Below are 10738 nucleotides of genomic sequence, written 5' to 3'. Positions count from 1 at the left end.
ACCGTAACGGCCAGCGCAAAATAGAGATCAAACCACAGCGCCGAGGCCGACCAGAACGTCGCAAGCCCGACCGGCTTGTCCGGGGCTGGAAAGAGATTGCCGGCAAATACACACCAAAACGCCATCGCCAACGCCGTCCAAAGAATTGACGACGCAAAGAACAACTTTGGTCGAGGGAAGAATGACACGAACATGCTCGCTGTCCTTTATCGACTTAGAACTTCAGCTCAGAAGATGAACTCGCCGCGGCCGCTGGCCACCACCGATCGGCAAGCGTTATCGGCGATCTGGGCATTGGCGGTGTGGTAGGAAGCCTCGGGTGGAGAACGGCTCGCTCAACCAATAAGCAAAATCCTTCGGGCCGCATCCTTCATCCGCCGCGGGCGGAGGTTGTGTTTCGCATGCTCTGTCGACCGCGGGACACAGCGGCATCTGCGACGAACGGGTCAGCATCTGCAGAACATTGATTCAATCGAATAGACTTCATCTGATCTCTCGGACCCGGTGGGTGCAACACGAGCATGGTCGTAACGGGGTCTTTAGTGGCGGCACGAGACAAGAGCAAGAGTTTTGCAAACCGCTTCACTCTTCTCACTTGCGGTGTGGCTTGCGACGATCTGACTTGCGTGCGCTTACTCCGCTGAAATCAGCGGCCGCAATCTATGCTCGCACGCGAAGGTGGATTGCGACGCTGTTGGAGATGATCTGCACCGCAACCTGACGCAGCGTTCGGTTCACGCATTTCTTTCAGCGCAAATGTTGCGATGCAGTTACAGCAATTCGCGCGGACGTGGTTAAGACGCATGAGGCTCGGGGCACTGAAGAGATGAGAGTAGAAATGAAGAACTTGTTGCTTGCGACTGTGAGCATTGTGGGGCTTGGCGCGTTGGTGCCCGCATTCGGCGCGGATCTGGCTGCGCAGCCGGCCAAGCCTCTCTACACCAATGCCCGCGGCCCGTCGCGGCTGCAATCTACGACTGGAGCGGCTACAACGTCGGTATGAACGGCGGCTTTGGTTCAAGCTCGAATTGCTGGGATTCCGATGGTGGCAAGCCTGAGGGCTGCCATGATGCACCGGCGGAAGCGTGGGCGGGCAGATCGGCTATCGATGGCAGACGGGCCCGATCGTGCTTGGTGTTGAAGGCCAGGGGAACTGGGCTCATTTGACTGGTTGGAATCCCAGCGTGGCTTTTTTGGATATCAACCAGACCAAGATTGATGCGTTCCGCCTGGTAACGGGGCAGATCGGTTATGCCTTCGACAACGTACTACTTTACGCCAAAGGTGGCGCCGCGGTGACGAGCAATACGTTTCGGGTCATCTGGACGACGGGCGACTTAGGTGGAGAAAGCAAGCACGTTCTTTGGGGCGCCGCGTTGGCAGCCGGTTTCGAGTACGGCTTCGCACCGAATTGGTCGATTGGATTCGAGTACGCACACCTGTTCATGCGGCCAACCATGGTCGGCTTCACCGAGCCCGCTGGTGGGGTCGACCGCATCCGCCAGGATCTCGATCTTATGACTGCACGGCTCAACTATCAGTTTGGCGGCCCGATTCTTCTCAAATATTGATCTATCGTTCAAAAAGGTGGATAAGGGCTTGGCCTATGGCCCGGGGCCTATTTTGGTGTGCCAGGCAAGGCACGGAGCGCCGCGACTGGCGCGGTTGACCGGCTTTCAATTACCATAACTTTTCCGCTTGAGCTGATCCGCGGATCAGCAAAATCTTGAAGAATCACTTGTGGTCCTTGCTGAGCACCTGATGCGCGAGGGGGTGCTCTATGGGGCTCACATTGAGGGATCGATCGGCAAAAGGCCGTTTGCGATTTTTAGGCGGTGAGGGTTGGATTGATCGCGAGACTAGTGGATGCCAGTTTAGGGACGCGCGGCTCGGCGACAGATTCCGCTGCTCACGCAGATTGGAAGCGCCATCGGACAAAGTATTCCGCTCGTCTGCCAATTGGGCGAATACCAAGGCAGCTTATCGCTTCTTCTCTAATGACCGGGTCAGCGAAGCGGACATTCTGGCGGGCCACTTTCAATCGGCGCGTGAGCGCACGATTGCCGCCGGCGGTCCGGTTCTAGTGCTCGATGATACGACCGAGTTCAGCTATCAAAGATAGAACTCCGACCGATCCGAATCACGAAGAGCATAAACAGCGGCCGGGGACAAGGCGGGCTGCCTGAGCTCGCACACGGTTTGCGGCATCCTGATGCACTCGAGCCTGGCGGTGACGACTGAAGGGCTCCGCTTGGGCTGGCCGCCGTCAAATTCCGGACCCAGAAGAAATTCAAGGGGCCGCCGCGCTTAAGAAGACTAGGATCCAAATTCAATTGAGCCAATATGCGACGAGAGCGGCAAGATGCGCAGCGGCCAAGAAATTCCGGCCGAGCTTGTCGCACCGCGGGGCGATGCGCCGGAAGTCCTTGAGCCTGCAAAAGCAGTGTTCGAGACGTTTCGGCCTTTGTAGGCGCATTTGTTGAAGCGCTGGATGGCAACACGGTTAGATTTATTGGGGATTACGGGTTTCGCGCCGCGACGAATGATTTCGCCGCGAAGCTTGTCGCCGTCGTACCCTTTGTCGGCGAGGAGCGCACTGATAGGTGGCGCGAGCGCCAGGACATCGGGAGCCGCTGCGATATCGACATCCTGGCCTGCCATCAGATGCAGGACGACCGGCCGGGAAAGGGATTGCTCAGCGTATGGAGTTTCGTCGTGCGGCCTGCGCGCGAGCGGCCGATTGCTTGATTGTGCTCCCCCCTTTTCCGTCGGACGCACACCGGTGCGCTTTAACCGAGGTCCCAATCGAGCTACAGCACAACACCATCTTCGCCAGGCTTGGCCAGCGGTTCGAAGATTGCGCACCATCGTCCTCGCTTGGCCCAGCGATGAAGCGATTCGTAGATCGTCGTGTAAGGGCCATTGCTGTGGAAGGAAAATAGAAAACAGCAAGTGTGAATATGGTTGGCTGCGTCAACCGATCGGCGGAGCGGTGAGGAGGCGGTTTGATCGGCCGCAGGTTGATCGGGCCGTTGCTTTTGCTGAAAGAGGCTTAGGGTTGGTGGGGCATAGTATGTTGCAAGCCCTAGTCCGCACTGAAGGACATTCAGCAATCCATCGAACGTTCGAATACGCCAAGCACGACACTGCACGGCCCTGTGAAATATCCCCAACGTGCCGCTAAGTCCCGATCTATCTCAGTATAGGCAAGAGCCTCAAAATGTTCGACGACTGGCCTTGAGCGGCCATGCGAACAGCGCCGGCCACGCATCTGGGTCGGTTCTTGCACAATCGATGTCATCGCTTGCGCGCCGCAGCCGACCTGCAGCACCAGACCATTATCCAGGCGCCGACAAATGCAAAAAATCACAAGTTAGAAGAAGTCTCGCGTGCATTAGTCGCGGGTGCCATGCAGAGCGCACGTCTACTACAACATCCGGTAGGTGCCAGCGCCGACGAATGGGTGGCGTTTTTGTGCGGTAACCCACGCGCGCTCGTGGTGCGCCATGACGCAGTGAGTCGGTCGGTTCAATTTAAGAACAAGCTCATTGCGTTCGCGAAGCATTGGGGCTTCGGTCCTCGCGCCCGCGCTGCGTATCGGGCGCGCACGTAGAGAAGATGGAGAATGGCCTCGGCTACGTGAAGAAGAACGCGATCGCGGGTCATTCATTTGCGGGTTGGTCGGACCTCGACCTGCTTTGCAGGGTGGCGGCAACCAAGCAGGCCAGCACCCTGCGCTCTGACATCGCCGACATCGCTCGCCAAGCGCTGATGCGGCTCGACCAAGAGATCATTTGTGCCGCGGGCAGCGTGCAATGGCGTGAGCCAACAACCGCGGAAACGGCCGAACTCCTGGTGAAGCGTCAAGGCGGTGTCGACAGCATGACCTGAGTCCGCGGGACCACTGACCCGGACCCTGACTGACCACAGCTTCACCTTTCCGCCACTGGAAGACCATAAGCTAATCGCAGCGCTTCGGCACGACTAGATCGGCGCCCCCTGCGTCGTCCCGTGCGCTCTCATCTGGAATGGCTCCGACGCCCCAGCGCGCCTTGAGGCGCGGCGTGACTCAAGGTGCTTCCACATGACAATTTGAATTTGGAAATTCTTGCTTGGTGGTCGCGCGACCATTGGAATGTTTGTGCACTCGGTCGCGACCTTGGAGACATATGTTTCTTTCTTCCTTTCACTGTTGACAGTTTTCTCTTGTCCTCCATACGAAAGCATGGTCCCAGGATGCGCGTAATACTCAGCCGCGTCGCTCGCAACATCGGATTACCGTTCGCCTAGTTGATGGAACGCATCAAAAATGAGCCACGCTTCGGAAGTGTCAGTTGAGCGGGTCACAATTCCAATCTTGCGGCGGTGGAGGCAGGAGCGGCGGCGTGTCACCATGACCACCGCCTATGATGCGGTTACGGCAGGCATCGTCGACCCCGTCGTCGACATCATTCTTGTGGGCGACAGTGTTGGCAATGTCTGTCTCGGATTCGACAACACGTTGCCGGTCAGCATGGCAATGATGAACCATCATCTGGAGGCTGTTGCACGCACAAGGCCCCGTGCTCTGCTCGTGGCCGATCTGCCGTTTCTTAGCTTTCACCTTGGTCCGGAGGAGACGATACGTAACGCTGGAGGGTTCCTGCAGCGAGGCGCAGATGCCGTGAAACTCGAGGGCGGGGCCAAGCGCGTGGAAATGGTGCGTGCCTTGGTCGATTGCGAAATTCCTGTCATGGGCCATCTCGGCCTCACCCCGCAAAGCGTCAATGTCATGGGCGGATTCAAGGTGCAGGGCCGGAACGCCGATGACGCTTTACGGCTGCTCGATGACGCTCACCGTCTGCAGGAGGCCGGATGCTTCGCGTTGGTGCTTGAAGGCATTCCGGCCGAGCTAGCCCAGCGAGCGACCGAATCGCTATCGATACCAACCATCGGAATCGGCGCGGGGCCCGACTGCTCGGGCCAAGTGCTCGTATTCCATGACGTGCTGGGGCTAACCATAGGTCATCGGCCCAAATTCGTTCGCGCCTATGCAGATGGTTTTCAGATGTTACAAGAGGCGCTCTCGCGCTGGGCTGCCGATGTCCGCACCGGTGCGTTCCCGGCGCCGCAGGAGTGTTATCGGCTTCCTGAAAGCCTGAGTGACATTATCGCAACCTGGGCTCCTCCCAACCCAACCTGATGTAAGGTGCAACGATGCAGACGATTACCACGGTCGCTGAGCTTCGTCGTGAGCTAGCGAAGGCTTGCAGCGCGGGCAAACGCGTCGGGTTAGTGCCTACAATGGGGTATTTGCACGATGGCCATCTGGCCCTGGTCGAGGCGAGCCGAGCGCAATGCGATGTCACCGTCGTTAGCATTTTCGTCAATCCGGCTCAGTTCGGACCAAACGAGGATCTCAGCAGCTATCCTCGCGATTTCGTGCGCGATGAAAAATTGTGCCGCGATGCCGGTGTTGAGATTGTGTTCGCGCCGGGTGCACAGGAAGTCTATCCGGCTCAATTCGAGACCTTCGTCGAGCCGGGCGAACTGGCGAAACCACTCTGCGGGGCTTTCAGGCCTGGGCATTTTCGGGGCGTGGCGACCGTCGTGTGCAAGCTGTTCAACATGGTGCATCCGGCCGTCGTGTTTTTCGGGCAAAAGGATTTTCAGCAATGCGCGGTCGTGCGTCGCATGGCGACAGATCTCAATCTTCCCATCAAGATCGTCACCGTGCCAACCGTTCGGGAACCGGACGGGCTCGCGATGAGCAGCCGCAATCGGTATCTCAGCAAGGAAGAACGTCGGCGAGCCGTTGCCATCAGTCGTGGACTGTTCGCCGCGGCGGAAGAATTCCGCGCAGGAGTGCGCGAGGTGGAGAAGCTGATTGCGCTCGCCGAGCGGCAACTTGAGACAGTTGATCGGCTGCAATATCTTGAACTTGTCGACGGTGATACGCTCAAGCGTGCCGAGAGTCCCCTGCGGTTTCCGGCGGCGCTCTGTGTCGCAGCCTACGTTGGTTCGACCCGACTGATTGACAACGTCCTACTGGGACTACCAACTCCGTAGCGCAATTCAGAACCAAATCGATAAACCTATCTTCTCGTCATAATCCACGGATCGGCCGACCGATTCACCTGTTCAGGCCGTGGGCCCAACCCAGCAATTTGAGACGGTGTAGGTCCGGGATTTGAGCGTCGGGCACTCCGCGACCCTTGTTCCGCCGACGCAGCGCAAACCTTAGCATCTGGATGTGGGTCGGACATGGATTTAGCGATGAAGGGCTGGGTGCGCAAAGTTCAAGCCGCTCAGCGCCGTCAGACCAGAACTGCCCCGATTTTGAACGAATATGAACCTTACTCGTGAGTGGAGGGGCGTGAATTGTCTCTCCCGAGCAGCACAGAACTTTCCGTGCTGTCCTCCCTGAGCCAGAGCGGCGAGTTGGGCGATGGCGGATCGCGAGATTCGGAGCACCTTGTCTGGGATTAGGATCGTCCCTATGAGGGGGATACGGCCTGGATTATGCGTCGATGTGAGAGGTTCTGACGAACTAGCCGGACTCGGCTCTGCTTTATGTGCTACCGAAATCATTGGCCTTTGCCATGTCAAACACCATGGACGTGGAAGCGAGGAATTCGCGATGTCGCAGATGAATAGCGCCCGATTCACGGACGATCCGCGCTCGTTATTGTGCTCCAACCTTGATGAGCTTGAGCAGCGCATAAATCGGGCTTGTATGCGGGCTCGCCGCAGCCGTTCAGAAGTTCGTGTTTTGCCTGTCAGCAAGACCGTACCCGCCGCGATTATCCGTATCGCATCCGAACTCGGCCTTTGCGAGTTCGGCGAGAACAAGGTCCAAGAGGCGGAGAGCAAGGTCCGCGATTTGGCCGACCTGTCGTTGAACTGGAGTGTCATCGGTCACCTCCAGACGAACAAAGTGAAATCGATGGTCAAGTTCGCGAACGAGTTTCATGCGTTGGATACCTTGAGATTGGCCGAAGCGCTCCAGGCCCGCCTGAGCGCCGAAGGCCGGCATCTCGACGTGTTCGTCCAAGTCAACACCTCGGGTGAGGTGAGCAAATACGGTCTGCTGCCCCACGAGGTAGAGGATTTTGTTCTTCGGCTGTCCGACTATCCAGCCCTTGTCCCTCGCGGCTTGATGACTCTCGCCGTCCTGAGCGGAGAGGCGGACAAGGTTCGCGAATGTTTCAAGTTGCTGCGCGGGCTTCGAGACGCACTCCGCGATAGAACATCGACGCGACTTGATCTCCTCTCAATGGGGATGACAAGCGACTTCGAGATAGCAATCGAGGAAGGTGCCGATGTCATAAGAGTTGGTCAGGCGATATTCGGACCTCGGCCGACCAAGGACGGACAGTATTGGCCAGGGCTTCCTCTCCCCACCAGCGCGCTATCCGAGTGAGGCCGCGGGACCTGCCGCGAGTTCTGTTTCGTCCGTCGCCTGCCAACAGCAGAGTAAAATCACCACACCAATGCTAGCAAGTCGCCCCGTCACGTTCGGCATGACGCCCCTTGTGAGCTGACCAGGCTCGATGGCGGACCCACTCTAAGTCGACACGCCGGAGCCTCGCCGATTGCAGGCGGGCCGCCCAACGGAAAACACGGCAAATTTCTCCGCGACCAGGAACACTAAAGTGCGCCGCGAGGTTCTTCTGCGTCAGGGATAGGGCTTGCGGAGTTCTCTTCCATGGTGAACGCCTCGCGCAACTGTCTCCGTGAGCAGGGCTCGGTGGGTCACTGAGATATTCGATTGTTAGCCTGCCCTAAAGATACGTTAGGGTGCTGGCTTCGCAGAAGCAGGGATTTGCCGTCCCATATCGATGAGCTCGAGCGCTCCATCTCTTGACGCCCGCATCAAAATCGAGCGCACGGCGCGTGGCCGGGCAACGAAGCCGCCGCGCCGAATATAATGGCGCGCCGGCTTCGCATTGGGTGAACCCGGACGGGGCAATGTCCGGTGCGTGAACGCAACGCTACGATGCGTTGCCGCAATCAAAACCCCCGGATTAATTGATGCCCTGGGTCGAGGTTAATTCTGGAACCGAGATTCGAGCGTGCAAGCGAGCAGGAACCTTCTGCTTTTCAGCCTCCGCGCCCCACCGATCAAAATTCATGGTTTGCCGGATCTTATCGCTAGAGGATTGGACATGACACTGGACGTGCAAGAGATGGACTGCGAGAGCGCCTGGAGAAGCTCTACGCGAAGTGCCGCCCACGGCGTTTCGCTCGTTTTGAACCAGAGCGGAGGGAAGTGAGACCGCTGGCGCGCGTGAGCGAACTCTACGGACGCTCGCCCGATTTAAGCGTCCGCGGCTAAACCAGGTCGGGCTACTCTGATCATGGGCGGTGCCACGGGATGGTCGCATCCAATAATTACAAGATCGGCACGGCAGAAGCAGAGCCCGAAAACGCGCGAGCAGATGCCGCTTATCCTGAGAATTCTAGAACGGCATCCGGAAATTTCAAACGTGATAGAGTTCTATTGATCCGAGCACCTGAAAGGTATTGATAAGTTCAACCGGCCTAGCGGTCTGTGTGCTGCCCGCATCAAATGAACTCGACCCATATTTCCGCAATACTGCTCTTTTCGCGTTGACCGGTATGTTATCGAGCTGCGCATTTGTGAAACCGATCTATACGACCGCGTTTAAGGAAGCTCTGCAAGCCGTAGGAAGATTGCGAATACTGCGTCCCCTTGCGGTGCGAGTATCGACTCCGGATGGAACTACACCTCGTATGTCGCTTGATGCCGATGGGCAAGAGCATGATCGCCCTATCATCCCAGAGTGCTGTCACTAGCAGAGCGCGAAGTGTCACCCTCGGATCACCCACAATGGTCTCTCCGTTGCAAATACCTTTCCTGTCCGCGATCATATAAGCCCAGAAGGGATCGCACGTCATATGCGAATGCTGCCCGAGTACCGCGTCTCTCGATGCGCTATCCAGGCACGTTAGGTGCCTCCGATGCGAGAGGCCTCGCATGGCTGTGACGGGCTCGATCCACTGCAGTTCCACTACTGAATGACTCTGTCGCTCAGCGATATATGTAAGATCGTAATTCGGCCCGCCGAAGGCGAGCGTTATATCACCCCAAAACCCCTACATGCCTGTCAGCTTAACCACGCGCGTAGCGAGGGCCTGCCGAACATACTGGCTCCGCATCTGCAGACAAGCTGTAGGCGGCCGCGAGACGTAGCTCTCGCAGCGGCTTACCTGCCGGATCGATTGCTGGTAAAGCTCGGCGCTTTATAGGCTTCGAGGTGCCTTCGTCGTCGAACTCACCGTAGACGATCACGTCAATTTCGTTTGGCCGGTCACTCTTGCGGTTGCGAGCGACTTCAAGCCGGCGTGCGTACGGGATTTTGGCGAGAACGGAAAGGGCTTCGATTACTTTGTCGATGTATGCCTTGTCTTTTGCGGTGAAGAATACGACGTATCAAATCATAGTTGGCCGTCGGTAATCCCGAACAGTTGCGGTTTGATTTCGTGGAAAGCGAAGCGTCCTAGCCAAGTCATGCAGGACTCGGGCAGCCGTCCAGTGGCCACCGCACGGTAGGCGCCCTGCACGATCGCACTGCCGGGTGTTTAGCTGAATCTCCTTCGGCCGCTACTGCGCAAGGTGGACCATGTCTGAGACCAATTTTCGCCATGCAGCAAGAAAGCGCCTGATCATCAAGCCCCCGAACAAGTTTAAGTATATGACTGCGTGGACGCCATTCGCTTTGCGCGGAGGTCGTGCATGAAACGATCTCACTTGCTGGATTGAGGCATAAGAACTGCAGGAAAATGCGCTCGCTTCTCGAATACAGGCGAGGCGCCGTCATAGAGCTGAAGGAAAGAGCGCCGCCAAGCCCTGGAGCGTTGATGTCGAGGCATGACTTCAACTCTTTATGCATCCGGCTGATCACCGCAGAGAGATCGCTCGTGAAACTACACCCAACTTACGGAACGTAGCGATGGTCCACCCTGCCGCCGTGTTCGTTTTACAAGTGCGCGATCTCGTAGCGTAGCGCATCGAGCCCGCAACGCTATCTCCCCCACAGCGTCAGCACCGCTCACGCGCAATGGCTGCGCGGAGCCTTCGAAAATGCCATGCAGAGGTTGAGAAATGCCTGGCGCGAAATGCGCGCAGGGCATCTCGCCAACGGCTAATAGCCGGATCGCATTGCAACAAAACGCCAGTCTGGCGAGGCTTACCTGCTGTCGCGAAAGAGCCGTCGTTTCACGTACAGGCGCTTTTCGCCGGCCCGCACCAAGGGGCCCACCCATGAGCAACGCTAGTAGGCGCGGCGCACCAGTCGAGGGAGGTCGAATAGGATTCGGATAGAATTTATTCGCAACCGCGAGCACTGCCATTTCATCGGTTTCGAGCGCGATCTTTGAGCGAGCATGATGTCGCCGGTCACCAGGGGGCGTTCGGGAACAAAGCACCACCCGATTTTTGGCTGGCCGTTTTCGTCGATCTCGACAACATTGCTCACGCTGCCCTGGTGAATGCGATATCGTCGACCCGTGTGAGAGCCCGTGACTTCGAAATAGCCTCGGCATCAAATTGCGCACGCTGCTCTGGGGATAGCCAATCCCGCAGAAGACGCCGCGCACGCGCTTCCGGGCCGTTTTGCTTAATGAAGCTCCAATAGACCAAACGCAGGGCGCGCAAACGCGCGAGGGGATGTCCCGGGTTCTGTTGAATTTCTGAAGAGGTCGGCGTTGCCCACCTTGAGCCGGTAGGCTCGGG

General features: G+C 57.7%; 6 protein-coding genes and 5 pseudogenes. 7 read left to right on the top strand and 4 right to left on the bottom strand.

The window, feature by feature from the left end; translation table 11 throughout:
- Nucleotides 1–194: pseudogene (locus tag AC0L2F_RS35425) on the bottom strand (peptide transporter); the annotation flags it as partial.
- A gap of 644 nt (nucleotides 195–838) precedes the next feature.
- Between AC0L2F_RS35425 and AC0L2F_RS35420 the strand changes: the two are divergent.
- A pseudogene (locus tag AC0L2F_RS35420) lies at nucleotides 839–1571 on the top strand (outer membrane protein).
- A gap of 209 nt (nucleotides 1572–1780) precedes the next feature.
- Entirely contained in the window at nucleotides 1781–2122 is a 342-nt protein-coding gene (locus AC0L2F_RS35415) for a transposase DNA-binding-containing protein (RefSeq protein WP_473251490.1), read from the top strand.
- A 207-nt stretch (nucleotides 2123–2329) separates the two neighbouring features.
- Here the strand turns inward: AC0L2F_RS35415 and AC0L2F_RS35410 are convergent.
- Nucleotides 2330–2921: pseudogene (locus AC0L2F_RS35410) on the bottom strand (IS5 family transposase); the annotation flags it as partial.
- 383 nt (nucleotides 2922–3304) lie between these two features.
- On the opposite strand from AC0L2F_RS35410, the gene AC0L2F_RS35405 reads away from it, so the two are divergent.
- The 5 genes from AC0L2F_RS35405 to AC0L2F_RS35385 all read left to right on the top strand — a co-directional run bounded on the left by AC0L2F_RS35405 (nucleotide 3305) and on the right by AC0L2F_RS35385 (nucleotide 7402).
- The gene (locus AC0L2F_RS35405; protein ID WP_473251489.1) at nucleotides 3305–3613 is read left to right on the top strand and encodes a hypothetical protein; all 309 of its coding nucleotides are present in this window, start codon (nucleotides 3305–3307) and stop codon (nucleotides 3611–3613) included.
- 5 nt (nucleotides 3614–3618) lie between these two features.
- Entirely contained in the window at nucleotides 3619–3891 is a 273-nt protein-coding gene (locus AC0L2F_RS35400; RefSeq protein WP_035973649.1) for a phosphoribosyl-dephospho-CoA transferase MdcG domain-containing protein, read from the top strand.
- A gap of 418 nt (nucleotides 3892–4309) precedes the next feature.
- A complete protein-coding gene (gene panB, locus AC0L2F_RS35395) occupies nucleotides 4310–5182 on the top strand; it encodes a 3-methyl-2-oxobutanoate hydroxymethyltransferase (RefSeq protein WP_473251488.1) in 873 nt (290 codons plus the stop codon).
- Between the two features lie 14 nt (nucleotides 5183–5196).
- Nucleotides 5197–6048, top strand: coding sequence for a pantoate--beta-alanine ligase (gene panC, locus AC0L2F_RS35390; protein WP_473251487.1), 852 nt, complete (start codon nucleotides 5197–5199; stop codon nucleotides 6046–6048).
- Nucleotides 6049–6619: 571 nt separating this feature from the next.
- Complete coding sequence (locus tag AC0L2F_RS35385) at nucleotides 6620–7402, top strand: YggS family pyridoxal phosphate-dependent enzyme (RefSeq protein WP_473251486.1); 783 nt, start codon at nucleotides 6620–6622, stop codon at nucleotides 7400–7402.
- 1713 nt (nucleotides 7403–9115) lie between these two features.
- Here the strand turns inward: AC0L2F_RS35385 and AC0L2F_RS35380 are convergent.
- Nucleotides 9116–9421 (bottom strand): annotated as a pseudogene (locus tag AC0L2F_RS35380) (Dabb family protein); the annotation flags it as partial.
- A gap of 856 nt (nucleotides 9422–10277) precedes the next feature.
- Nucleotides 10278–10693: pseudogene (locus AC0L2F_RS35375) on the bottom strand (hypothetical protein).
- Nucleotides 10694–10738: the final 45 nt, after the last annotated feature.

This window comes from Bradyrhizobium sp. Ken64, from assembly GCF_055807555.1.
Note: the sequence above shows the minus strand (reverse complement) of the source record. Positions and strands in the feature narration are given on the sequence as shown.